The 25219-nt window shown below is 73.2% G+C and carries 18 protein-coding genes; 13 read left to right on the top strand and 5 right to left on the bottom strand.

Translation table 11 applies throughout. The features are described from left to right. Positions 1-113 precede the first annotated feature (113 nt). From DEJ43_RS11635 to DEJ43_RS11615, 5 genes are all read left to right on the top strand, one after another. Entirely contained in the window at positions 114-2723 is a 2610-nt protein-coding gene (locus DEJ43_RS11635) for a ComEC/Rec2 family competence protein (protein WP_078508874.1), read from the top strand. Positions 2724-2780: 57 nt separating this feature from the next. Continuing rightward, entirely contained in the window at positions 2781-3404 is a 624-nt protein-coding gene (locus DEJ43_RS11630) for a winged helix-turn-helix domain-containing protein (RefSeq protein WP_015033552.1), read from the top strand. A gap of 5 nt (positions 3405-3409) precedes the next feature. Next, a complete protein-coding gene (locus tag DEJ43_RS11625) occupies positions 3410-4672 on the top strand; it encodes an MFS transporter (protein ID WP_233447944.1) in 1263 nt (420 codons plus the stop codon). A gap of 38 nt (positions 4673-4710) precedes the next feature. Further along, a complete protein-coding gene (locus DEJ43_RS11620) occupies positions 4711-5556 on the top strand; it encodes an arylamine N-acetyltransferase family protein (protein WP_015033550.1) in 846 nt (281 codons plus the stop codon). A 119-nt stretch (positions 5557-5675) separates the two neighbouring features. Next, positions 5676-6566: a YceI family protein gene (locus tag DEJ43_RS11615; RefSeq protein ID WP_015033549.1), complete on the top strand. Its 891-nt coding sequence runs from the start codon at positions 5676-5678 to the stop codon at positions 6564-6566. Between the two features lie 53 nt (positions 6567-6619). Here DEJ43_RS11615 and DEJ43_RS11610 read toward each other — a convergent pair whose 3' ends face one another. Then, positions 6620-6880, bottom strand: a complete 261-nt coding sequence (locus DEJ43_RS11610) for a hypothetical protein (RefSeq protein ID WP_202490746.1) — start codon at positions 6878-6880, stop codon at positions 6620-6622. 58 nt (positions 6881-6938) lie between these two features. Here DEJ43_RS11610 and holA point away from each other — a divergent pair, with 58 nt between their 5' ends. Beyond that, complete coding sequence (holA, locus tag DEJ43_RS11605; RefSeq protein ID WP_015033547.1) at positions 6939-7928, top strand: DNA polymerase III subunit delta; 990 nt, start codon at positions 6939-6941, stop codon at positions 7926-7928. Positions 7929-9160: 1232 nt separating this feature from the next. On the opposite strand, the gene rpsT is transcribed toward holA, so the two are convergent. Next, on the bottom strand, positions 9161-9427 hold the full coding sequence (gene rpsT / locus DEJ43_RS11600) for a 30S ribosomal protein S20 (protein ID WP_030317512.1): 267 nt from the start codon (positions 9425-9427) through the stop codon (positions 9161-9163). 182 nt (positions 9428-9609) lie between these two features. Between rpsT and lepA the strand changes: the two genes are divergently transcribed. The 3 genes from lepA to hemW all read left to right on the top strand — a co-directional run bounded on the left by lepA (position 9610) and on the right by hemW (position 14871). Beyond that, positions 9610-11475: a translation elongation factor 4 gene (gene lepA / locus DEJ43_RS11595; protein ID WP_015033545.1), complete on the top strand. Its 1866-nt coding sequence runs from the start codon at positions 9610-9612 to the stop codon at positions 11473-11475. A 195-nt stretch (positions 11476-11670) separates the two neighbouring features. Further along, positions 11671-13548 carry an AMP-dependent synthetase/ligase gene (locus tag DEJ43_RS11590; RefSeq protein ID WP_015033544.1) on the top strand — a complete coding sequence of 626 codons (1878 nt, stop codon included), beginning with the start codon at positions 11671-11673 and terminating at the stop codon, positions 13546-13548. 90 nt (positions 13549-13638) lie between these two features. Next, positions 13639-14871 carry a radical SAM family heme chaperone HemW gene (gene hemW, locus DEJ43_RS11585; RefSeq protein WP_015033543.1) on the top strand — a complete coding sequence of 411 codons (1233 nt, stop codon included), beginning with the start codon at positions 13639-13641 and terminating at the stop codon, positions 14869-14871. Positions 14872-15016: 145 nt separating this feature from the next. On the opposite strand, the gene fxsT is transcribed toward hemW, so the two are convergent. From fxsT to DEJ43_RS11570, 3 genes are all read right to left on the bottom strand, one after another. After that, a complete protein-coding gene (gene fxsT, locus DEJ43_RS11580; RefSeq protein ID WP_015033542.1) occupies positions 15017-19135 on the bottom strand; it encodes an FxSxx-COOH system tetratricopeptide repeat protein in 4119 nt (1372 codons plus the stop codon). Between the two features lie 273 nt (positions 19136-19408). After that, the gene (locus tag DEJ43_RS11575) at positions 19409-20209 is read right to left on the bottom strand and encodes a DUF3097 domain-containing protein (RefSeq protein ID WP_015033540.1); all 801 of its coding nucleotides are present in this window, start codon (positions 20207-20209) and stop codon (positions 19409-19411) included. A 10-nt stretch (positions 20210-20219) separates the two neighbouring features. Beyond that, on the bottom strand, positions 20220-20948 hold the full coding sequence (locus DEJ43_RS11570) for an MBL fold metallo-hydrolase (protein WP_015033539.1): 729 nt from the start codon (positions 20946-20948) through the stop codon (positions 20220-20222). A 150-nt stretch (positions 20949-21098) separates the two neighbouring features. On the opposite strand from DEJ43_RS11570, the gene hrcA reads away from it, so the two are divergent. The 4 genes from hrcA (at position 21099) to DEJ43_RS11550 (ending at position 25209) form a co-directional block, all read left to right on the top strand. Continuing rightward, entirely contained in the window at positions 21099-22118 is a 1020-nt protein-coding gene (gene hrcA, locus DEJ43_RS11565) for a heat-inducible transcriptional repressor HrcA (protein WP_015033538.1), read from the top strand. Beyond that, positions 22119-23255: a molecular chaperone DnaJ gene (gene dnaJ, locus DEJ43_RS11560; protein ID WP_015033537.1), complete on the top strand. Its 1137-nt coding sequence runs from the start codon at positions 22119-22121 to the stop codon at positions 23253-23255. Positions 23256-23389: 134 nt separating this feature from the next. Further along, the gene (locus DEJ43_RS11555; RefSeq protein ID WP_015033536.1) at positions 23390-24469 is read left to right on the top strand and encodes a nitronate monooxygenase; all 1080 of its coding nucleotides are present in this window, start codon (positions 23390-23392) and stop codon (positions 24467-24469) included. Then, complete coding sequence (locus DEJ43_RS11550; protein WP_015033535.1) at positions 24466-25209, top strand: 16S rRNA (uracil(1498)-N(3))-methyltransferase; 744 nt, start codon at positions 24466-24468, stop codon at positions 25207-25209. Before DEJ43_RS11555 ends, DEJ43_RS11550 begins: the two co-directional genes overlap by 4 nt. Positions 25210-25219 lie beyond the last annotated feature (10 nt).

The following is a 25219-nucleotide window of genomic DNA, read 5'->3' as shown; positions in this document are numbered from 1 at the left end:
CCGACCCGGCGGCCGGGGCGTGGGCTGGGGCGCCAGCCGGGGCCGGGGGCGCGGCTGGTGCCGGGCGACCGGGGACTCAGGGGGCTGTCCGCGACGACGGGCGGGGCGATGGGCTGTACGGCGGACGTGGTGACGGGCCCTTCCGTGACGAGGGGCCCACGGATCTCAGGCTGGTGCCGCTCGCGGTCGCTGCCTGGGTGGCGGCGGCCTGTGCCCTCGGTGCCCCAGGGTGGTGGTCAGTGGCCGGAGTGACGGTCGCTCTGGTCGGAGCCGCCGTCCTGTGGGCGCCGGCCGCGGCCCGGTGGTTCGCCGGCCCGGATCGGCCGGGTGAGCCGCGCCCGACGGAGGGCGGGGCGGAGGCCGGGACGCTACGGCGGGGCACGCCGGGCGGACGGCTGCGGGCGACCGCCTGCGCCGGGGTCCTGCTGTGCGCGGCCGCCGGGGCGACCTCTGCGGGCCTGCACGCGGCGGACCTGCGCCGCGGCCCCGTCCCCGCCCTGGCGCGGGAGTACGCGCGGGCGCAGCTCGAGGTGACGGTGACCTCCGACCCGCGGCTCACCCGGCCCCGTGTGAGCGGCAGCGCGACCGTACCCGTGTCCGTCGTCCTCGACGGTGAGGTGACCAGGGCCGAGCGGCCGGGCGGTGCGGCCCACCGGACCAGGGCGCCGGTGCTGCTGATCGTGCCGCCCGGAGCGGCGAGGGACGCGTGGCTGCGGCTGCTGCCCTCCACCCGGCTGGAGGTCGACGCCCGGCTGGTGCCGCCCACGCAGCCCGGCGACCCCTTCGCGGCCGTGCTCAAGGTGGACCGGGGGCCGCCCCGGATCGTCGGCCGTCCCAGCGCGCTGCAACGGACGGCGGGGGAGCTGCGCGCCGGGCTGCGGCGGGTCACCGACGGTCTCGATCCGGACGCGCGGGCCCTGTTGCCCGGTCTGGTCGTGGGGGACACCTCCCGGATCGGGACCGAGCTGCGGGACGCCTTCCAGGCGACCGATCTCACTCATCTGCTCGCCGTGAGCGGAAGCAACCTGTCCGTCGTGCTGCTCCTGCTGGTCGGCCGCCCCGGGCGGGCGCACGAGGTGGAGCGGGGCGGGCTCGCGCCCCGGATCGGGCTCTCGCTGCGGGGCTCGGCGCTGGCCGGGGGAGCGTTGACGCTCGCCTTCGTGGTCGTCTGCAGGCCCGATCCGAGCGTGCTGCGTGCCGCGGCCTGTGGGCTGGTGGTGCTGCTCGCGATCGGGACCGGTCGGCGGAGGTCGCTGATCCCCGCGCTGGCCACCGTCGTTCTCGTCCTGGTGCTCTACGACCCCTGGCTCGCCCGGAGTTACGGCTTCCTGCTCTCGGTGCTCGCCACCGGGGCCCTGCTCACGGTGGCCCCGCGGTGGAGTGAGGCGCTGCGGATGCGCGGGGTGCCCGATCGGTTGGCGGAGGCGCTGGCGGCGTGTCTGGCGGCGCAGGCGGTGTGCGCTCCCGTCGTGGTGGTCTTCGCCGGCCGGGTGAGCCTGGTCGCGATCCCGGCGAACCTGTGCGCGGAGCTCGCGGTGGCGCCCGCGACGGTCTTCGGCTTCGCCGCGCTGGCCCTGGCGCCGGTGTGGACTCCGGCCGGGGAGGGCCTGGCGTGGGTGGCGGGCTGGCCCGCCGGGTGGATCGCGCGGGTGGCCCGTGCGGGTGCGGCGCTGCCGGGGGCGGAGATGAGCTGGCCGGGCGGGTGGTGGGGCGGGGCGGCCCTCGCGTTGATCACGGTCGTGGTGGTGCTCGGGGCGCGCAGACTGCCGTACCGGGGGCCGATGGCCCTGCTGGTCGCCGTGCTGCTCCTGCTCGTGGTGGCCCGACCGGCGCCCCTGACCCGGTGGGTCGGCGGATGGCCGCCGCCGGGCTGGGTGTTCGCGATGTGCCAGGTGGGGCAGGGGGATGCGACGGTGCTCGCGGCGGGCGGGGACGCCGCCGTCGTGGTGGACGCGGGCCCCGACCCCGTACCGGTGGACCGTTGTCTGCGGGAACTCGGGGTGCGGCGGGTGCCGTTGCTGCTCCTGACCCACTTCCACGCGGACCATGTGGCCGGCTTGCCGGGGGTGTTGCGGGGCCGGTCGGTCGGGGCGATCCAGGTGACGGGGCTCGAAGAGCCGCCCGCCCAGGCGGCGTTCGCGCGGAGGACGGCGGCCGCCGCGCGGGTGCCGCTGATCCCCGCCGGGCTGGGGGAGCGGCGGCGGGTGGGGGCGTTGGAGTGGCGAGTGCTCTGGCCGATGGCGGGGCCCGGGGCGGCGGCGACCGGCTCGGGGGCTGCCGGTGGCGGTGGCGAGGCCGGTGGCGGTACCGGGGCCGGTGACTCCGGGGGTTCCAGTGGCTTCGGTGGGGGTGACGGGCCGAACGATGCCAGCGTCACCTTGCTGGTCACGGTCGCCGGACGGCTGACGCTGCTGCTCCTCGGTGACTTGGAGCCGCCGGCCCAGCGGGCGTTGCTGCGGGCTCATCCGGATCTCGCGCCGGTGGACGTGCTCAAGGTGGCCCACCACGGCTCCGCCCATCAGGACCCGGGGCTGATGCGGGCCGTGCGGCCGAGGCTCGCGCTGGTCTCGACGGGCAGCGGCAATCCCTACGGGCATCCGTCGCCGAGAACGGTGGAGTCGTTGCGGGCCGGCGGGGCGCGGGTGCTGCGGACCGACCTGGACGGGGCGATCGCGGTCGTGGGGGCCGGGCCCGGGCTGACGGCCGTGGCGGGAGGAGAGTGAGGCAACGGTGTAAAGGAATGCTTGTAAAGAAGTCTTTCTAAAGCTAGCTTTACATACATGCAGGAGGAGAGCAGTGACCAGCGGCCCGAGGGCGAGCAGCCCAGGAGCATTCGACTCACCGACCCGCGAGCCCTGCGGGCCTACGCGCACCCGCTGCGGCTCTCCCTGGTGGGGCTGCTGCGCAGTAGCGGGCCCTTCACGGCTACCCGGGCCGCCGAGCTGACCGGGGAGTCCGTGGCCAGCTGCTCGTACCACCTGCGGATACTCGCCAAGTACGGGCTCGTGGAGGAGGCGCCCGGCGGGCGGGGGCGGGAGAAGCCCTGGCGTGCCACGGCCCGGTACACGGAGTGGCCCGAGTACAGCGAGGACGCCGCCGTCGCGCAGGCGGCGGGGGCGCTGACCGCGGTGGTCGCCGAGCGGTACTTCGAGCGGGTCGTCCGTGCCATGGGGAACCGGCACCGGCTGCCGAAGGAGTGGCAGGAGGCCGAGCAGTTCGGCGACTCCCTGCTCTACCTCACCCCCGAGGAGCTGGCCGATCTCGGGGCACGGATCGAGGCGCTGCTCCGGCCCTACGAGGCCCGCGAGTCCGACCCGTCCCTCCGGCCGGAGGGCGCCGGGCCCGTCAGCGTGCTGCGGGTCGCCTACCTGGACCTGGACGTACCCGACAGAGAGAAGGAGTGAGCAGGGTGGCCCTCGTGGAACGCGTACCGGCGCTGCTGCGCGAGCGGACCTTCCGCCGCTACTGGACCGGGCAGACCGTCTCGCTCGCCGGGGACCAGATATCGCTCATGGCGATCCCGCTCGCCGCCGTCCTCGTCCTCGGGGCCGACGCGGCGGCGATGGGCTGGCTCAAGGCGGCCGAGTTGCTGCCCGCACTCCTGCTCAACCTGCCCTTCGGTGCCTGGGCCGACCGGCAGGCCAGCCGCAGGCGTGCCATGATCGCGACCGATCTGGGACGGGCGGGGCTGGTCCTCAGCCTCCCCGTGGCCTACGCCCTCGACGCGCTGACGCTCACCCAGTTGTACGTGGTGGCGTTCGGGATCGGCGCGCTCACCGTGCTCTTCGAGGTCTGCAACACCACGCTCTTCGTGGCGCTCGTCCCCACCGAGCGGTACGTGCAGGCGAACTCCCTGGTCAACGGCAGCCGGTCGACGGCGTGGCTGGCGGGGCCAGGGGTCGGCGGACTGCTCGTGCAGTTGCTGACCGCGCCCTTCGCCCTGGTCGCGGACGCCCTCACGTATCTGGTGTCGGCCGGGTACCTGGCCCGGATCAAGCCGGTCGAGCCGCCGCCGGCACCAGTGGCCAAGGGGCACTTCACCGAGGGCCTGCGCTGGGTGATCCGGGAGCGGTCGATGCGCGCGCTGTTCGCCGCGTCCGGCACCGTGCAGTTCTTCAACTACATGTTCCACACGCTCTTCGTCATCTACGTGACGACCGAACTCGGCATCAGCCCCGGGCTGCTCGGCCTGGTGCTCGGCACGGGAGCCGTCGGCGGCCTCCTCGGGGCGGTGCTGAGCGGGGCGGTCGTGCGGCGGATCGGCATCGGTGGTTCGCTCGTCGCCGGCTTCCTCGGGTTCACCCTGCCCCTGGTCCTGATACCCCTGGCCGACGGCCCGCTGCCGTTCGTGGTGTCCGTGCTGTTCGTGGCGGAGTTCCTGTCCTGCGTCGGCGTGATGATCGTCGACGTCGCGGCGGGCTCGTTCCAGATGGCGCTGATACCCGACGCCGTGCGGGCCAGGGTCATGGGTGCGTTCCGGACGCTCAACCATGGGTTCCGCCCGCTCGGCGCGCTCGTCGGAGGCTTCCTCGGCACCGTGATCGGGCTGCGTCCGACGCTGTGGATCGCGACCGTCGGGGCCGTCTTCGCCGTGCTGTGGGTGCTGGCCTCGCCGCTGGCCCGGATGAGGGAACTGCCCTCTCCGGAAGAGGAGTCGGCACCGGTCGGATAGCCAGGTCGGCGGGGGGCCGGGCGGTGCAGACTGGCCGTATGACTACGCGACCGACGGCCCCCGTTCCCCCCGAGTCCTTCGTCCCCACGCCGGCGGACGTCGAGGCCTATCTGCGGCGCATCGGCGCGGCGCGACCCGACCGGGAGGACTCCGACGCGCTGCGCGAGCTGCAGCTGCGCCACCTGCGGACCGTGCCCTTCGAGAACCTCTCCATCCACCTCGGCGAAGCCGTCGTCCTGGACGAGAAGGCGCTGCTCGACAAGGTGGTCGGGGCACACAGGGGCGGCTTCTGCTACGAGGTCAACACCGCGTTCGCCGTACTGCTGCGGGGGCTCGGCTACGAGGTCTCGCTGCTCCAGGCACGGGTCTTCGGGGAGGGCGGGAAGCCGGGCATCCCGTACGACCACATGGCGCTGCTCGTGGAGACGGCGGACGGGCGGCGACGGCTCGCCGACGTCGGCTTCGGCGACCACAGCCACTACCCGCTGGACTTCGACGACCGCGGGGAGCAGCAGGACCCGGGCGGTGTGTTCCGGATCGTGGAGGGCGTCGAGGGCGACCTGGACGTGCTGCGCGACGGCAAGCCGCAGTACCGGGTGGAGCGGCGGCCGCGTGAGCTCGCCGACTTCGCGGCGGGCGCCTGGTACCACCAGACCTCGCCCGACTCGCACTTCCCGCGGAGTCTGGTCTGCTCCCTGCTCACCGAGGACGGCCGGATCACCCTCAGCGACCGGAAGCTGATCACCCGCGCCGGGGGCGAGCGCGAGGAGCGGACGCTGGAGAGCGAGGAGGAGGTGCGGGGCGCGTACCGGGAGCTGTTCGGGATCGAGCTCGACGTGCTGCCGGTCGTACGCGGGGGAATTCCCGATTCGAACCCTCGGTAACGCTTGTCGGCACTTGCTTCTCATTGACCGGTAGTCGTCCGGTTTGCCTCGAACGCCCCAACGGTGATCGAATGCGACTTCGTTGCATGATGAACGAGTCGCACGGGGGTGCGTGAACAATGTTCGATCGTCTCTTCGGTAAGAGGCCGGCGGGCGCCGCCCGGGGCGGGCCGCTCGCCGGACTCTCCGTCCCCGCCTCGGCGGGAGTGGTGAGCTGCCGGGTGCTCGACCCCGTACACGAACCGGTCCGGCGGGCCGAGTTCCTGCTCAGCGACACGGTCGGACGCAAGGTGCTCGCCGGGGAGACCGACCCGTACGGCACGGCGCTCGCGACCGTACCGGCGGGCGAGTACCGGCTCGCCGTCACCGCCGAGGGCTACACGCCCCACCACGGCAGTGCCGTCGTCACCGAAGGCGGCCACACCGGCCTCGGGGACGTGCTGCTGCAGATCGCCCCGCAGCCACAGCTCCCCGAGCCCGGCGACTGGGAGATCGACCCGACGCACTCACAGATCGGGTTCACCGCCCGCCACATCGGCCTCGCCCGCATCCACGGGCGGTTCAACAGCTTCGCCGGGGCCGTGCGGATCGCCGACCGGATGGAGCGCTCGGCGATGCACGTCGTCATCGACGCGGCCTCCATCGACACCGGGGTGCAGATGCGCGACGACCACCTGCGGTCCAGTGACTTCCTCGACGTCGGCGCCTACCCCACGCTGGAGTTCTACAGCGAGCGCTTCACGCACAAGGGCGGCAGCCGATGGGCCGTCACCGGCGCGCTCACCCTGCACGGCGTCAGCCGCACGGTGACGCTCGACACCCAGTACCTCGGCATCGGGAGCGGCCTGGAAGGCGAGACCCGGTGCGCCTGCCGGGCCACCACCGAACTGCACCGGGAGGACTTCACCCTCACCTGGCAGACGCTGCTCGCGCGGGGGATCGCGGCGGTGGGGTCCAGCATCAGCATCGATCTGGACGTGCAGATCGTGCCGAAGGTGACGCGGGGCTGAAGTCGTGGCCCGTACGGGCCGTGGTTCAGCCCCCTACGGGCTGCGGCCCCGCCCTACGGAGCCTCCAGCCAGCCCTCGTACTCGGCCGCGAGCTCGTCGAGGGCCGCCGCGTCCAGCCGGCCGTCCGGGTCCTCGACGACCACCAGCCACTGGGCGTCCTCGGCGTCGTCCTCGCCGGCCAGGGAGTCCCGTACGAGCTGGGGTTCCTCGGCGACGCCGAAACGGTCGGGGAGTTCACCGGCGAGCTCCTCGGCGGAGTCGCGGTCGGGGAGTACCAGTACGTGTCGTTCACTCACCCGGCCATTCTCCGGCATGGCGGGGGCGGGCTGTGGCGGGCCTTGTTGTCGGTGGCGCGTGGGATGCTGGATCGCGATGGCCACCAGAAAGACTTCCCCCGACGACCTCCTCGGTCCCGTGACGCTCGCCGTGGGCCAGGAGGACCTGCTCCTCGACCGCGTCGTCCAGTCCGTGGTCGCGGCCGCGCGCGCCGCCGACGCCGACACCGACGTGCGCGACCTCACGCCCGACCAGCTTCAGCCCGGCTCGCTGGCCGAGCTCACCAGCCCCTCGCTCTTCGCCGAGCGCAAGGTGCTGGTCGTGCGGAACGCCCAGGACCTGTCCGCCGACACGATCAAGGACGTCAAGGCCTACCTCGACGACCCGGTCGAGGACATCTCGCTCGTCCTGCTCCACGCGGGCGGCGCCAAGGGCAAGGGCCTGCTCGACGCGGCGCGGAAGGCGGGGGCGCGGGAGGTGGCCTGCCCGAAGACGACGAAGCCGGCGGAACGGCTGACGTTCGTACGGCAGGAGTTCCGGACCCTCGGGCGTTCGGCCACGCCCGAGGCCTGCCAGGCGCTCGTGGACTCGATCGGCAGCGACCTGCGGGAGCTCGCGTCCGCGGTCGCGCAGCTCACGTCCGACGTGGACGGGACGATCGACGAGGCCGTCGTCGGGCGCTACTACACGGGCCGCGCCGAGGCCTCCTCCTTCAACATCGCGGACCGCGCGGTCGAAGGGCGGACGGCCGAGGCGCTGGAAGCCCTGCGCTGGTCCCTCTCGACCGGGGTCGCGCCCGTGCTCGTCACCAGCGCGCTGGCCCAGGGTGTACGGGCGATCGGCAAGCTGTCCTCCGCGAGGGGCGGGCGGCCGGCCGACCTGGCGCGGGAGCTCGGTATGCCGCCCTGGAAGATCGACCGCGTACGGCAGCAGATGCGGGGCTGGACCCCCGACGGGGTGTCGCTGGCGCTGCGGGCGATCGCGGAGGCGGACGCGGGGGTGAAGGGCGGCGGGGACGACCCGGAGTACGCCCTGGAGAAGGCGGTGGTGGCGGTGGCTCGGGCGGCGAGGATGCGGCGGGGGTAGGGGGCGGGGCCTGGGCCGGGGCCGGCGGACGCTGCCGGGCTCGTTGTGGCTGTGGCTGTGGCTGTGGCTGTGGCTGTGGCTGTGGGTGGCGGCGGGGCCGTGGCCGTAGGGCGGGGCGGGGGCTGGGGGCGCGTACGAGGGTGCGGCTGGGTCGTGGCTGATGCCGGAGCGGTTCCCCCACCCCACCCCTTCCCGAAACCCTGCCGGGGGCTGGTGGCAAACGGAGCCGCTCTCCCGGGGCTGCGCCCCGAGCCCGCTTCCGGGGCTGCGCCCCGAGCCCGTTTCCGGGGCTGCGCCCCGAGCCCGTTTCCGGGGCTGCGCCCCGAGCCCGTTTCCGGGGCTGCGCCCCGAGCCCCTTCCCTTGCTGCGGCTGGGGAGGCGAGTTTCCCGGGCGGTGCCCCGGTCGCACCCACCGGGGCGGCGCTTCGACCCTCTTCGGGGGCGGCACATCGAGCCCCTTGTCGGGGCTGTGCCCCGAGCCCCCTTCCGGGGTTGGGGCGGTGAGTTTCCGGGCGGTGCCTTGGTGGCCCCGCCGGGGGCTGCGCCCCGACCCCCTCCCGGGGCTGTGCCCTGACCCCCTTCCGGGGTTGGGGCGGTGAGTTTCCGGGCGGTGCCCTGGTTGCCCCCACCGGGGGCTGCGCCCCGTCCCCCTTCCGGGGCTGCGCCCCATCCCCTCGCTCGGGCTGTGACCTGGCCCCTTCGCTCGGGCTGCGCCCCTGCCCTCTCGCTGGGGCTGAGCCTGTGACTTTTCCCGGGGCGTGCCCCGTGGTCCCCTCCGGGGGGCTGGGCCCCCGGTCGGCCCCCTCCGGGCCCGGGCCCCTCGGCTCCTCCGGGGCCCGCTGGCCCGGCCCCGTCGCGGCGCCGTGCCTTTCCCGGGGCTGCGCCCCCGCCGCCTCCCAGGGGCCGGGGCGCTGGCCCGCCGCCCCCTTCCTCCCACGGGCCGCGCGCCCCTACCGCTTCCCCGGCCCCCTCCGAAGGCCCCCGCCGCCCCCCGGGGCCGCGCCCCCTACCGCCTCCCCGCCCCTGCCCCTCACCCCCCTCCCAAGGCCCCCGCAACCCCCCCACGCCAAAGGCCCCACCGTCCTCCTGGGGAAGGAGGTGTGGTGGGGCCTTGGGTTGAGAAGGGGTGGGCTCGCACCCGCGTGGCGAACGCGTCCGCGTGCGAGTCCGGGGGCCGGGTGGGAGCGGGAGAGAGGGCCCGCTGGGTCCCGTGCGGCCGGTTACATCAGAGCTCAGCCCTGGAGAGCGGCAACCTTGGTGGCCAGCGCCGACTTCTTGTTGGCGGCGGCGTTCTTGTGGATGACGCCCTTCGAGACAGCCTTGTCGAGCGCGCGGGAGGCGGCGCGGGAAGCCACGGTGGCCTTCTCGACGTCACCCGCGGCGACGGCCTCGCGGGCCTTGCGGATCGCGGTCTTGAGCGAGGACTTGACGGCCTTGTTGCGCAGGCGCGCCTTCTCGTTCGTCTTGTTCCGCTTGATCTGGGACTTGATGTTCGCCACGAAAAGACCTTTACAGGTTCGATGTTCCTTCTGGATGTGTCCCGCAGCTGAGAGGGCACACGAGACACAGCTGTCCACAGTATCAGCGACCCTCGTGCCCGCCCAAACCGGGCGCCGGGCGACGGGCATGGGACCATGGAGCCTACGTATCGATCCGACATCGCCCCGAGACGAGACCCTGCGTGCCCGCGACTCCTACCAACGTGCCCGAGCCGAGCCGTACCGACCCGGCTCTGATCCGCAACTTCTGCATCATCGCGCACATCGACCACGGCAAGTCGACGCTTGCCGACCGGATGCTCCAGCTGACCGGTGTGGTCGACCAGCGGCAGATGCGTGCCCAGTATCTCGACCGCATGGACATCGAGCGGGAGCGCGGCATCACGATCAAGTCCCAGGCGGTCCGGCTGCCGTGGGCGCCGACCGAGGGGCCGGCTCAGGGCGACACGCACATCCTGAACATGATCGACACTCCCGGGCACGTCGACTTCACCTATGAGGTGTCCCGGTCGCTCGCCGCCTGTGAGGGCACGATCCTGCTGGTCGACGCCGCCCAGGGCATCGAGGCGCAGACCCTGGCCAACCTCTACCTGGCCATGGAGAACGACCTCACCATCGTTCCCGTACTGAACAAGATCGACCTGCCGGCCGCCCAGCCGGAGAAGTTCTCCGAGGAGCTCGCCAACCTCATCGGCTGCCAGCCGGAGGACGTCCTCAAGGTCTCCGCGAAGACCGGCATGGGCGTCGAGGCCCTGCTCGACCGGGTCGTCCGGGACGTTCCCGCCCCGGTCGGTGTCGCCGACGCCCCCGCCCGCGCGATGATCTTCGACTCGGTCTACGACTCGTACCGCGGCGTCGTGACCTACGTCCGTGTGGTCGACGGCCAGCTCAACAAGCGCGAGCGCATCAGGATGATGTCCACCGGCGCCACGCACGAGCTCCTGGAGATCGGCGTCTCCTCCCCGGAGATGACCTCCTCCGACGGTCTCGGCGTCGGCGAGGTCGGCTACATCATCACCGGTGTGAAGGACGTCCGTCAGTCCAAGGTCGGTGACACGATCACCTCCCTGCACCAGGGCGCCACCGAGGCCCTCGGCGGCTACAAGGACCCGAAGCCGATGGTCTTCTCGGGCCTCTACCCGCTGGACGGCTCGGAGTACCCGGACCTCCGCGAGGCCCTCGACAAGCTGCAGCTCAACGACGCCGCGCTGGTCTACGAGCCGGAGACCTCCGCCGCCCTCGGCTTCGGTTTCCGCGTCGGTTTCCTCGGTCTGCTGCACCTCGACGTGATCCGTGAGCGGCTGGAGCGCGAGTTCGGTCTCGACCTCATCGCCACCGCGCCGAACGTGGTCTACCGCGTGGTGATGGAGGACGGCAGCGAGCACACCGTCACCAACCCGAGCGAGTTCCCCGAGGGCAAGATCAACGACGTGTACGAGCCCGTCGTACGCGCCACGATCCTCGCCCCCAGCGAGTTCATCGGCGCGATCATGGAGCTGTGCCAGACCCGGCGCGGCACCCTGATCGGCATGGACTACCTCTCCGAGGACCGGGTCGAGATCCGCTACACCCTGCCCCTCGCCGAGATCGTCTTCGACTTCTTCGACCAGCTGAAGTCCAAGACGCGGGGTTACGCCTCCCTCGACTACGAGCCCACCGGCGAGCAGGCCTCCAGCCTGGTCAAGGTCGACATCCTGCTGCACGGCGACAAGGTCGACGCCTTCTCCGCCGTCACCCACAAGGACGCCGCGTACGCCTACGGTGTGCGGCTCGTCGCCAAGCTGCGCGAGCTCATCCCCCGGCAGGCCTTCGAGGTGCCGATCCAGGCCGCCATCGGCTCCCGGGTCATCGCCCGCGAGACCATCCGCGCCATCCGGAAGGACGTCCTCGCCAAGTGCTACGGCGGTGACATCTCCCGCAAGCGGAAGCTGCTGGAGAAGCAGAAGGAAGGCAAGAAGCGCATGAAGATGGTCGGCTCGGTGGAGGTGCCGCAGGAGGCCTTCATCGCCGTTCTGTCGAGCGACGAGTCCGGCGGCAAGAAGAAGTAACGCCGGGCGGCGGCCGGAAACGGCGCTTCCGTGTCCACGACGGGTCCACGCGCACATGCGCGTGGGCCCGTTCGTTATGAAGCGACGTCCCGCAGACTCTTACGCGTCGGACCTCGGGCCTTTACTCTGGCCCGAAGGTTACTCGCCAGTTAGTTACGAACCACCAGAAGGCACCGCCGCCGCCCGGAGGACGTCGTGAGCGACACACAGACCCAGATCGAGAACCGGCCGCCCTCCGTGGCGACCCTCTTCCTTGAGCGCGTCGAGCGGACTCCGGACGCGGAGGCCTACCGCTACCCGGTGCCCGCCGCCTCCGGGGCCGGCCCGGACGACTGGAAGTCGCTCAGCTGGGGCCAGGCCGCCGAGCGGGTCTACGCGATCGCCGCCGGCCTCGTCGACCTCGGCGTGGCGTCCGAGGAGCGGGTCGCCCTCGCCTCCGCCACCCGGGTCGAGTGGATCCTCGCCGACCTCGGTGTCATGTGCGCGGGCGCCGCGACGACCACGGTCTACCCGCAGACCAACGCCGAGGAGTCGGCGTTCATCCTCTCCGACTCCGAGTCGCGGGTCCTCATCGCCGAGGACGCCGCCCAGCTCGCCAAGGCCGTCGAGCGCCGCGCCGACCTGCCGAACCTCCGCCACGTCGTGGTCATCGACGCCACCGGCGTGGAGAGCGACGGTGACTTCGTCCTCACGCTCGCCGAGCTGGAGGCGCGCGGCAAGGGCTATCTGGAGAAGCACCCCGAGGCCGTCAAGGAGCGGGTCGCGGCGATCACCGCCACGCAGCTCGCCACCCTCATCTACACCTCCGGCACCACGGGCCGCCCCAAGGGCGTCCGCCTCCCGCACGACAACTGGTCGTACATGGCCAAGGCCATTGCCGCCACCGGGCTCGTCACCCAGGCCGACGTCCAGTACCTGTGGCTGCCGCTCGCGCACGTCTTCGGCAAGGTCCTCACCTCGGGTCAGATCGAGGTCGGGCACGTCACCGCCGTCGACGGCCGCGTCGACAAGATCATCGAGAACCTGCCGGTGGTCCAGCCGACCTACATGGCCGCCGTGCCCCGCATCTTCGAGAAGGTCTACAACGGCGTCGCCGCCAAGGCCCGCGCCGGCGGCGGAGCCAAGTACAAGATCTTCCAGTGGGCGGCCGGCGTCGCCCGCGAGTACGCCAAGGCCACCCAGGACAACTTCCGCCGCACCGGGACCGCCACCGCGCCCTTCGGCCTCACCGCCAAGCACAAGGTCGCCGACGCCCTCGTCTACGCCAAGATCCGCGAGGCCTTCGGCGGCAACCTGCGCGCGTGCATCTCCGGCTCCGCCGCGCTCGCCCCCGAGATCGGCTACTTCTTCGCCGGCGCCGGCATCCACATCCTGGAGGGCTACGGCCTCACCGAGACCTCCGCCGCCTCCTTCGTCAACCCGGGCGAGGCCTACCGCACCGGCACCGTCGGCAAGCCGCTCCCCGGCACCGAGGTCCGGATCGCCGACGACGGCGAGATCCTGCTGCGGGGCCCCGGCATCATGGAGGGCTACCACGGCCTGCCGGAGAAGACGACCGAGGTCCTGGAGTCCGACGGCTGGTTCCACACCGGTGACATCGGCGAACTGTCCGCCGACGGCTACCTCCGGATCACCGACCGCAAGAAGGACCTGATCAAGACGTCCGGCGGCAAGTACATCGCGCCGGCCGAGGTCGAGGGCCAGTTCAAGGCCGTCTGCCCGTTCGTCTCGAACATCCTCGTGCACGGCGCCGACCGGAACTTCTGCACCGCGCTCATCGCCCTCGACGAGCCCACCCTCCTCGGCTGGGCCGCCGAGCACGGCCTCGGGGGCAAGCCGTACGCCGAGATCGTCGCCGCCCCGCAGACCGTGGCGATGGTCCAGGGCTACGTCGACCGGCTCAACGAGGGCCTCCAGCGCTGGCAGACGATCAAGAAGTTCCGGCTGCTGCCGCGCGACCTCGACATCGAGCACGGCGAGCTCACCCCGTCGCTGAAGCTGAAGCGGCCGGTGGTGGAGCGCGAGTACAAGGGGCTCATCGAGGAGATGTACGCGGGGTCGCGGGAGTCCTGACCCCCGCCGCCGCGGACCTGACCCTCGCCCTGTGGAGAGGTTGTCCACAGGCCGGGCGTTCACCTCGGGCAGTACGGGACAATGGGGCTCATGCCTTCCGTACTGCCCGATGGTGAGACCGTTCCCGACGACGGGGCGCTGCCCCCGCACGCCCTCGAAGGGGCGGGGGAGCGGCCGCTCGGGTTCTACCTGCACGTGCCGTACTGCGCGACGCGCTGCGGCTACTGCGACTTCAACACCTACACGGCCAATGAGCTGCGCGGGACCGGCGGCGTGCTCGCCTCCCGGGACAACTACGCCGAGCAGGTCACCGAGGAGATCCGGCTCGCCCGCAAGGTGCTCGGGGACGACCCCCGACCGGTCCGGACCGTGTTCGTCGGCGGCGGCACGCCCACCCTGCTCGCCGCCGGTGACCTCGTACGGATGCTGGCGGCCGTACGGGACGAGTTCGGGCTCGCGGACGACGCCGAGGTGACCACTGAGGCGAACCCGGAGTCCGTGAACCCGGCGTATCTCGCGGAGCTGCGCGAGGGCGGGTTCAACCGGATCTCCTTCGGCATGCAGAGCGCCAAGCAGCACGTCCTGAAGATCCTCGACCGGACCCACACGCCCGGGCGCCCCGAGGCGTGCGTCGCCGAGGCGCGGGCCGCCGGGTTCGAGCACGTCAACCTCGACCTGATCTACGGCACCCCCGGCGAGACCGACGACGACTGGCGGGCCTCGCTCGACGCGGCCATCGGCGCCGGACCCGACCACGTCAGCGCCTACGCCCTGATCGTCGAGGAGGGGACGCAGCTGGCGCGGCGCATCCGGCGCGGCGAGGTCCCGATGACCGACGACGACGTCCACGCCGACCGGTACCTGATCGCCGAGGACGTCCTCTCCCGGTCCGGCTTCGACTGGTACGAGGTGTCCAACTGGGCCACCTCGGAGGCCGGGCGCTGTCTGCACAACGAGCTGTACTGGCGCGGCGCCGACTGGTGGGGAGCAGGGCCCGGAGCCCACTCGCACATGGGCGGCGTCCGCTGGTGGAACGTGAAGCACCCCGGGGCGTACGCGGCCGCGCTGGCCGGTGGGAAGTCGCCGGGCGCCGGGCGCGAGCTGCTGTCCGACGAGGACCGGCGGGTCGAGCGGATCCTCCTCGAACTGCGGCTCAAGGAGGGCGTCGAGCTGTCCCTCCTCAAGCCCGCCGGGCTCGCGGCCGCCGCGAAGGCCCTCACCGACGGGCTCCTCGCCCCCGGACCGTACGAGACCGGGCGCGCCGTGCTGACCCTGCGGGGACGCCTGCTGGCCGACGCGGTGGTCCGGGACCTGGTGGACTAGCCGCCGGAGCCGTACGAGCCTCGCCGGGGCCGCGGAGCTGTCGGAGCCGTACGAGCCCTGCCCAGGCCGCCGGGGCCGTACGAGCCCCGCCCAGGCCGCCGGAACGGCAGCCGTCGGGGCTCGGCGTCGGAGTGGTTCGGGGGCCTCAGTCGACGTACGGCTCGAAGCTCCAGACGGGGCGGACGCGGCGCCGGGCCGCCAGGGTGCGCGGGTGCTGGGGGCCCAGGGCCGCGGCGAGGCGGTTCACCGCGTCCTCCTCCAGGACCAGCGCCTCGTCGTCCTCGCGCAGCGGGAGACCACGCAGGTCGGCGGCGAGTGCGAGCTGGCAGGAGAGGGTCAGCGGGTGCTCGGCGCCGAGTACGGCCTGGGCGCGGCCCAAGGCGTCGCGGCTCAGCGCGACGGCGGAGACCAGGTCTCCCTCCTGGCGGTAGGCGGCGGCCGTGTTGAGGTCGCAGCCCAGGACCCACGGGTGGTCCTGTCCGAGCGCCGGGATCAGCCCGGCGCGCGCCGATTCGAGCATGGCGACGGCCGCCGACTGCTGGCCGGAGTCGAGCAGCACGAGGGCCGTGTTGGCGACCGCGCCGAGGGAGACGGGGTGGGCGGGGCCGAGCAGGGCCCGGTAGCCGGTTTCCGCTTCGGCGCCGAGCGCCCTCGCCCGGCCGAGGTCGCCCTGCTCGCGCAGGGCGTCCGCGTGGAGGCTGAGGCACTGAAGGGTCACAGGGTGCTCGCGCCCGTGGATCTCCACGGACCGGTCGACGAGCCCGGCGATTGAGCTGCCCCCGTCCGGGCCGCCCGGGTCCCCGTGCCGACGGCACAGCGCCAGCTCGATGTCGGCGTCGAGCGTCCGCGGGTGCCGCGCGCCGAGGGCCTCCTCATGGCGGCGGGCGACCTCGGCCTGGCGACTGAGCGCCGCGCCGTACATGCCGAGCAGCCGCTGCCCGCGGGTGACGGCGTTGGCCGAGGCGAGACCGGCGAGGTGGTGTCCGCCCAGGAGTTCCTCGCGCCGGGCGAGCGTCATCAGGTCGTTCTCGTACGCCTCCCGGTAGCGGCCGAGCGCGCGGAGGGTGGCCGCGAGGTCGTGACGGGCGGCCAGGACGAGGGGGTCGTCCGTGCCGACGAGCCGGACCGTCCGGTCGAGCACCTCCCGCTGGATGTGGTGCGCGTCGTGGTACCTGCCCTGGTGGCGCAGGCCGTTGGCCACCGCGCTCCGGGCGGTCAGTTCGGCGAGTTCGTCGTGCGGGTTCGCCTTGAGCTGCCCCAGGGTCCGCTCGCTCTGCTCGTACGCCTCCTGGAAGCGTCCGGCGGCCCGCAGGAGGTCCGCCTCGAGGGAGGCGAGAGCGAGCATCCGCCCGTCGGCCCGGTCCATGAACTCGCCCCAGTTCTGCCGGACCCGCCGGGCCAGCAGCAGCCCCGCCCGGTAGTCGCCGCTGCGGTCGCAGAACCGGAGGCAGTTGAGGACGGCTTCCTGGACGCGGGGCGCGGTGCTGCGGAGGGCGCCGGAGGGTTCCAGGTGGGGCAGGAGCACGGAGTAGCGGGGCCAGTGCCCGCTGTCGGCCGGGTCACCTGGCTCGGCCTCGGCGAGGAGGTCGCGGACGGCCTTGAGTTGGGCGTACCGGACCTCGTCGTCGGTGAGCCGGGCGACGATGTCGTGCACCAGGCGGTGCATGTGGACCGACTCCTCTTCCGGCCCGGCCGCCTTCCCGCCCGCGGAGGGGCCGGGGGTCCGGACGAGCACCGAGTAGTTGACGAGGGTGTCGAGCGCGCGGGTCCAGGCCGCCGGGTCCGTGGTGATCCAGCGCAGGTCCGCCGGCAGGCGCGCCGCGGGTCCGGCGCGGAGCAGGCCGAGCGGGACGGGGCCGGGGGCGAAGGCGCTGCACAGGCTGAGCACCTGTAGGGCCTGCGGGTGGGAACGGCGGAGCCGGTCGATCAGGATCCGCCAGGAGGAGAGCGAGACGTGGAGCGTGGCGTTGTCGGGGGAGGGTTCGTCGACGGTGGAGAGGCGTCCGTCGCGGACCATGCGGAGGTATTCGGCGGCCTCCGTGCCGGACTCGCCGAGCCAGGCGGCGGCCTGCGCGAGGGGCAGGGGTACGTCTCCGAACTCGGCGGCCACCTCGTCGGCCTCGGCCGCGTTGATCTGCGGGGCGCGGCGCATGAGGTAGCCGGTGGACTCGCGCCGGTCGAAGCCGGGGATCTCCAGGACGTCGGTGTGTTCGCGCCAGCCGCGGTTGCGGGAGGTGATCAGGACGTGGCCGGGGCCCTGGGGCAGCATGACGTCGATGCCGTCGGTGTCGTCCCAGCCGTCGAAGACGACCAGCCAGCGGGCGTGCGGGTCGCCCCGGCGCAGGGCCTCGCGGACGGCCCGGACGCGTTCACCGGGCTCGCCGCCGACCCGGAGGCCCAGTTCGACGGCCAGGTCGCCGAGGCGGTCGCGCTGGGAGTTGCGGTCCTCGGAGTGCACCCACCAGATCACGTCGTAGTCCGGGCTGAACCGGTACGCGTACTCGGTGGCGATCTGCGTCTTGCCGATGCCCGACATGCCGATGAGGGCGCAGGCGGCGCTGCCGTGTCCGCCCTCGGCGAGCCGCTGCTGGAGGGCGCCGAGGAGGTCGTCGCGGCCGCTGAACCAGGGGTTGCGGCGGGGGACCGCGCCCCAGACGGCGGGCGGGTCGGCGGGGAAGCGGGCCGGTGTGGCCCCGCGGTGCCGCCGGGCTCCGTCGCGGTTGCCGGCGAGGGCGAGCCGGTGGGTCAGCCGGGCCCCGGCCTCCGCCTCGTCGACGCCCCACAGGCTCACCGGTTCGAGTACCGCCGCGGACGGAGGCAGGGTGCGGCTGCTGAGGTCGACGGCGGCGAAACGGTCGGGGTGGGCGGCGACGAAGCCGCGCAGCACCTCGTTCCATTCCCCGGCCTGCCGGGCCCCCCGGTCGAAGAACCACTCGTCGAGCACGAAGAGGATCTGGCCCCGGGCGAGCAGGAGGTCGCGGAGCACCTGCTCCAGGGGGACCTCGCGGGGCGGGTCCCAGCGCTGGAGCGTGGCGCGGTGGCCGTGCCGCTCCAGCCGGTGCGCGATCCATGTGCCCCAGGGGCGCTGAGGGGCCGCGAAGACGACGGTGACGTGGGACGCGGGGGCCGTCCGGGGCGACGGGAGCGGGGACGGCGGCACATCGGGCTGCGGCACATCGGGCTGCGGCTGCGGCTGCGGCTGGGTTTGCGTTTCAGGGTGGGCCAGGAGCGGGGTCGCGGTCTGCGGTCGCGACCGGGATGGGGGCGGGGTCGCGGTCTGCGGCTGGGCCTCGGGGTCGGTTTCCCGCCGCGATCCGGGTTCAGGTCCCGGTGCGGGGCCGTCCCCCATCCAGTCGTGTCGACCCGGTGGCGTACTCTCCGCCGGCCGGGACCGGAGCGAGGCGACCTCCCGCCGGAGCCTCTCCAGTTCCTCCTGGCTGCGAGCCAGCCTCTCCTCGGTCCTCCGCCGGTCCGCCTCCTCCTCCGCGGCCGCCGCGGCGTCGGCCGCGAGCAGGGTGTGTTCCAGGTCGGCGCAGCGTTGCTCGGCGAGCGCAACACGCTGTTCGGCCGCTTCCAGGGCCGCTTCCAGCTCGGCGACCCGCCGGCGCAGGGCCTCGTGGTCGGTGAGCACGCGGTGTTGCTCCGCGCGCAACAGGGCCAGCTCGATGCCGGCGGTCCGCTGCGCGGCCACCTCCTCGGTGAGCGCCTGCCGTTCGGCCTCCAGCGTCACGACGCGTTCCTGGTGCTCGTGGAGGGCGGTGGCCACCGCGTCGGCCATCGTCCTGGCGACGGCCTTCTCCTGGAGGGCGGCGGCCAGTTGGTCCTCCAGCCGCTGGATCTGCCAGGCGCGGGTGTTGACCGATTTGAGGGCCGCGCGCTGCATGAGGATCACGGCCTGGCGTGCCTGCGGGGACATCGGGCGGCCCAGCTTCTTGCCGACGTCGTCCATCAGGGCGTTGACGAAGTGGTCGGGCGCGGGGGTCTCGCCGCTGAGGTAGCGGCTCAGGCTACTCGCGCTGTAGCTGCGCTGGACGGCGTACCGGCGCAGGGTGCATTCGAGTTCGAAGAAGCAGCGGCGCAGTGCCACGGCGAGTTCGCGGCGCTCGCCCTCGACGTGGTCGGGGATCGGCCGCAGGCCCATGAACCGGGCCTTCGCCACATCGTCCAGCGGCACGAGCTCCGCCGCGACCGGCTCGTCCCCGTCCGCGCGGCCCCGTGCGACCGGCTCGTCCCCTCCGGCGTGTTCCGCCGTGACCTCATCCACCCGTGCCGCTCCTCGGGGTCGCGCTCGGACCGTGTCCCACAGCATCCGCAACGCGTATCGCTTGGCGCAACACCCCGTGGTCCTCGGAGGGTTGGGGCATCAACCGGTCACCCCGAAAGGCGACGACGATGAAGCGGAAGATCTCCCTCAAGGTGGGGCTCGCGCTGGCGGGCGCGGCCGTCTCCGGTGCCGTCCGGGCCGTGGTGGCGTGGCTCCTGACCGGCGGTTCGGAGGGGTCCTAGAGCGGCGCGGGGCGGGTGTGCGGCCCGCCCCCTACGGCGCCGTCACGAAGTCGATCAGCTCCTCCACCCGGCCCAGCAGCTCCGGCTCCAGGTCCTTGTACGACGTCACCTTCGACAGGATGTGCTGCCAGGCCGCGCCCGTGTTCGGCGGCCAGCCCAGGGCCTCGCACACGCCCGTCTTCCAGTCCTGGCCCCTGGGGACCCGGGGCCAGGCCCGGATGCCCACCGAGGAGGGCTTCACCGCCTCCCAGACGTCGATGTACGGGTGTCCCACGACCAGCACGTCCGGCGAGGTCACCCGGGCGGCGATCTTCGACTCCTTCGAACCCGGGACCAGGTGGTCCACCAGGACGCCCAGCCGGGCGTCCGGGCCCGGGGCGAACTCCGCGACGATCGCCGGGAGGTCGTCGACGCCCTCCAGGTACTCCACGACGACGCCCTCGATGCGCAGGTCGTCACCCCAGACCCGCTCCACCAGCTCGGCGTCGTGGCGGCCCTCCACGTAGATGCGGCCCGCTCGCGCCACGCGCGCGCGTGCGCCGGGCACCGCGACCGAGCCGGAGGCCGTACGGGTGGGGCGGGCCGGGCCGGCGGACGGGCGGACCAGGGTCACCACCCGGCCCTCCAGGAGGAAGCCGCGCGGGTCCAGCGGGAACACCCGGTGCTTGCCGAAGCGGTCCTCCAGGGTCACCGTGCCCGCCTCGCAGCGGATCACCGCCCCGCAGAAGCCCGTCGTGACCTCCTCGACGACGAGGTCGCGGTCGGCCGGCACCTCGGGCACGGGCGCCGTCTTCTTCCAAGGGGGCGTCAGATCCGGGTCGTAGCTGCGCATTCGGGCGACGTTATGCGACGGAGAAGCGCCTCGCCAGTTCCTCCCGCTGGAGTCGTACGAACGGGGCGTCCACCACCGCCCCGTGCCCCGGCACGTACACCGCGTCCTCGCCGCCGAGCCCCAGCAGCCGGTCGAGCGCGTCCGGCCAGCGGGCGGGGATCGCGTCCGGGCCGGCCTGCGGCTCGCCCGACTCCTCGACCAGATCGCCGCAGAAGACCACCTCGCGGGAGCCGGGGACCAGCAGCGCCAGGTCGTGGCCCGAGTGGCCGGGGCCGACGTTCGCCAGCAGGACCTGCCGGCCGCCCAGGTCGAGCGTCCACTCCCCGGAGACCACGTGCCGGGGGGCCACCAGGACGTCCGCCGCCTCGGCCGCCGCCGTCGCGTCGAGACCCTGCCGCACGGCGTCCTCGCGCAGCGCCTCGCGCTCCCGCGCCCGGCCGAGCAGCTCGTCGGAGCCCACCGCGCCGAAGACCTCCGCGCCCGCGAACGCCGCCGTGCCGAGCACATGGTCGAAATGCGGATGGCTCAGTGCGATGTGCGTCACTCTCCGGCCGCCCGTGAGCCCCGCGATCTGCGTCCGCAGCTCGGCGCCCTCCGCGAGCGAGGAGCCGGTGTCGTACAGCAGCACGGCCCGTTCCCCCAGTACCAGTCCGACCGTGGCGTCCCAGCCGGGCAGCCGCCGGCGGCCCACCCCGTCCGCGAGCCGCTCCCACCCGTACGCTTCCCAATCCACGTCCATGCCGCGACGCTAGCCGACGGGGGCACCGCCTCCTTGCCAGGAGCGACGCCCGCCGCCGTACACTGGCCGGGGTATCGCTGGCACTCGGGCAGGGCGAGTGCCAAAAGCGGAGCAACCGGAACGACGATGAGAGCTGGAGGTGCACGCACGATGCTCAGCGAACGCAGACTCGAGGTTCTGCGCGCCATCGTCCAGGACTATGTCGGGACGGAGGAGCCCGTCGGCTCCAAGGCGCTCACCGAGCGCCACAAGCTCGGCGTCTCGCCCGCCACCGTGCGCAACGACATGGCGGTGCTGGAGGAGGAGGGCTTCATCGCCCAGCCCCACACCAGCGCCGGCCGCATCCCCACCGACAAGGGCTACCGCCTCTTCGTCGACCGGCTGGCCGGCGTCAAGCCGCTGTCGACGCCCGAGCGCCGGGCCATCCACAACTTCCTCGACGGCGCGGTGGACCTCGACGACGTCGTCGGCCGCACGGTCCGGCTGCTCGCCCAGCTGACCCGCCAGGTCGCCGTCGTCCAGTACCCCTCGCTGACCCGCTCGACCGTCCGGCACGTGGAGCTGCTCTCGCTGGCGCCCGCCCGCCTGATGCTGGTGCTCATCACCGACACCGGCCGGGTCGAGCAGCGCGTCATCGACTGCCCCGCGCCCTTCGGCGAGACCTCGCTCGCCGATCTGCGGGCCCGGCTCAACAGCCGGGTCGTCGGCCGCCGGTTCGCCGACGTGCCGCAGCTGGTGCAGGACCTCCCCGAGTCCTTCGAGGAGACCGAGGACCGCGCGACGGTCACGACCGTGCTCGCGACCCTCCTCGAAACCCTGGTCGAGGAGCACGAGGAGCGGCTGATGATCGGCGGCACCGCCAATCTCACCCGCTTCGGACACGACTTCCCCCTGATGATCAGGCCCGTCCTGGAAGCCCTCGAGGAGCAGGTCGTGCTCCTCAAGCTCCTCGGCGAGGCCAAGGAATCGGGCATGACCGTACGCATCGGGCACGAGAACGCCCACGAGGGGCTGAGCTCCACGTCCGTCGTCTCGGTCGGCTACGGTTCGGGCGGCGAGGCAGTCGCCAAACTCGGCGTGGTCGGACCGACCCGCATGGACTACCCCGGAACGATGGGAGCGGTACGCGCAGTGGCACGTTACGTCGGACAGATCCTGGCGGAGTCGTAAGTGGCCACGGACTACTACGCCGTACTCGGCGTGCGCCGCGACGCGTCCCAGGACGAGATCAAGAAGGCCTTCCGGAGGCTCGCGCGCGAGCTGCACCCGGACGTGAATCCCGATCCGAAGACGCAGGAACGCTTCAAGGAGATCAACGCCGCCTACGAGGTCCTCTCGGACCCGCAGAAGAAGCAGGTCTACGACCTGGGCGGCGACCCCCTCTCGGCCTCCGGCGGAGGCGGCGCGGGCGGCTTCGGAGCCGGTGGCTTCGGCAACTTCTCCGACATCATGGACGCCTTCTTCGGTACGGCTTCGCAGCGCGGCCCGCGCTCGCGGACCCGCCGCGGCCAGGACGCCATGATCCGTCTGGAGATCGACCTCAACGAGGCGGCCTTCGGCACCACCAAGGACATCCAGGTCGACACGGCGGTCGTCTGCACGACCTGCTCCGGTGAGGGCGCCGCGCCCGGCACCTCCGCGCAGACCTGCGACATGTGCCGCGGTCGCGGCGAGGTCTCCCAGGTCACCCGGTCCTTCCTGGGCCAGGTCATGACCTCCCGCCCCTGCCCGCAGTGCCAGGGCTTCGGCACCGTCGTCCCGACCCCGTGCCCCGAGTGCGCGGGCGACGGCCGGGTCCGCTCCCGGCGCACCCTCACGGTCAAGATCCCGGCCGGTGTCGACAACGGCACCCGGATCCAGCTCGCGGGCGAGGGCGAGGTCGGCCCCGGCGGCGGCCCCGCCGGTGACCTGTACGTCGAGATCCACGAGACGCCGCATGAGACCTTCCAGCGGCGCGGGGACGACCTGCACTGCACGGTTACCATCCCGATGACGGCGGGCGCGCTCGGTACGAAGGTGCCGCTGCAGACGCTCGACGGCGTCGAGGAGATCGACATCCGCCCGGGCACCCAGTCCGGCCAGTCGATCCCGCTGCACGGCCGCGGCGTCACCCATCTGCGCGGCAACGGCCGGGGCGACCTGATCGTGCACGTCGAGGTGCAGACCCCGGCGAAGCTCGACGCGGAGCAGGAGCGGCTCCTGCGCGAACTGGCCAAGCTGCGCGGCGAGGAACGGCCGACCGGCCAGTTCCAGCCGGGGCAGCAGGGGCTGTTCTCGCGGTTGAAGGACGCGTTCAACGGGCGGTAGGCGCTCGTGCGCGACTCGTACGTGGGGAAGGGGCGGTGCCCGTGGGCGCCGCCTCTTCCCGTACCCGGAGCCGGTGCTTCCGGGACCTGACGGATGGATTCGGCCCGGAAGCAGGGGCATGACACGATGCCCGTATGTCCAGCACCGCACTGAACGATCTCTCTCGGTTTCCGATCGTGCAGGCCCCCATGGCGGGGGGCGCCTCCGGTCCCGAGCTGGTCGGAGCCGTCTGTTCGGCGGGGGCGCTCGGCTTCCTGGCCGGCGGGTACAAGACGGCCGGCGGGCTGTACCAGGAGATCAAGCAGGTGCGCGGGCTCACGTCACGGCCCTTCGGCGTCAACCTCTTCATGCCGCAGACCGGGCGGCCCGCCGACCCGGCCGCGGTCGAGGTCTACCGCCATCAGCTCGCGGGCGAGGCCACCTGGTACGAGACCCCGCTCGGCGAGACCGACGACGGCCGCGACGACGCCTACGACGCCAAGCTGGCGATCCTCCTGGAGGACCCGGTCCGGGTCGTCTCCTTCACCTTCGGCTGCCCCACGCCCGAGGTCCTCGCCTCCTTCGCGCGGGTGGGAACGTTCACGATCGTGACCGTCACCTCCGCCGAAGAGGCGCTCGCCGCCCAGCAGGCCGGTGCGGACGCCGTCTGCGTCCAGGGCGCCGAGGCCGGCGGCCACCAGGGCACCTACCGCGACGACCCCGCCGACGACGCCCCCGGCACCGGGCTGCTCGCGCTGATCGCCCAGGTCCGCGAGAGCGTCGCCCTGCCGATCGTCGCCACCGGCGGGATCATGCGCGGCGCGCAGATCGCCGCCGTCCTCGCCGCCGGTGCCACCGCCGCCCAGCTCGGCACCGCCTTCCTGTGCTGTCCCGAGTCGGGCGCCCACCCGCTGCACAAGCGGGCCCTGACCGACCCGCTGTTCACCAGGACCGCCTTCACCCGGGCCTTCTCCGGGCGCCCGGCGCGCGGCCTCGTCAACCGCTTCATGCGCGAGCACGGGCCGTACGCCCCCGCCGCGTACCCCGAGATCCACCACCTCACCGCCCCGATCCGCAAGGCCGCCGCGACCGCCGGCGACGCCCAGGGCATGGCCCTGTGGGCCGGCCAGGGCCACCGGCTCGCCCGTGAACTCCCCGCCGGGCAGCTGGTCGAGGTACTGGCCGCCGAACTCGACACCGCACTCTCCGAGCTCGCCCACAGGAGCGCCTCATGACCGCACCCGTCTTCGTCGTCGACGCCGTCCCCGGCCCCGGGAGCTTCCTCCTGGACGGGCCCGAAGGGCGGCACGCCGTCTCCGTGAAGCGGCTGCGGGAGGGCGAGGAGCTCGTCCTCGCCGACGGCGGCGGCCGCTGGGCCGCGTGCGTGGTGCTCGCCGCCGAGGGCAAGGACCAGCTGACCGTACGGGTCGACGAGGTCCACGAGGACCCCGCGGAGGAGCCCCGGATCACCGTCGTCCAGGCGCTTCCCAAGGGCGACCGTGGCGAGCTCGCCGTGGAGACCATGACGGAGACCGGCGTGGACGCGATCGTGCCGTGGGCCGCGTCCCGCTGCATCACGCAGTGGAAGGGCGACCGGGGCCTCAAGGCGCTCGCCAAGTGGCGCTCCACAGCGCGCGAGGCGGGCAAGCAGTCGCGCCGGTCCCGGTTCCCCGAGGTCGCGGAGCCGATGACGACCAAGCAGGTCGCCGCGCTGCTCGCGGGGGCGGACTTCGCGGCCGTCCTGCACGAGGACCGCGACCACCCGAGCGGGGCGCTGGCGACCGCCGAACTCCCGGCGAAGGGCGCGATCGTGCTGGTCGTGGGCCCCGAGGGCGGGGTCTCCCCGGAGGAGCTGGCCGTGTTCGAGGCGGCCGGGGCGAAGCCGTACCGGCTGGGCCGGAGCGTCCTGCGCACCTCCACGGCCGGTACGGCGGCGACGGCGCTCGTCCTGGGCCGCACGGGCCGCTGGAGCTAGCTCCTTCGGC

Origin of the sequence: Streptomyces venezuelae ATCC 10712 (assembly GCF_008639165.1) — a bacterium.
Classification (GTDB): Bacteria; Actinomycetota; Actinomycetes; order Streptomycetales; family Streptomycetaceae; genus Streptomyces; species Streptomyces venezuelae.
This window is presented reverse-complemented; position numbering and strand designations above follow the sequence as displayed.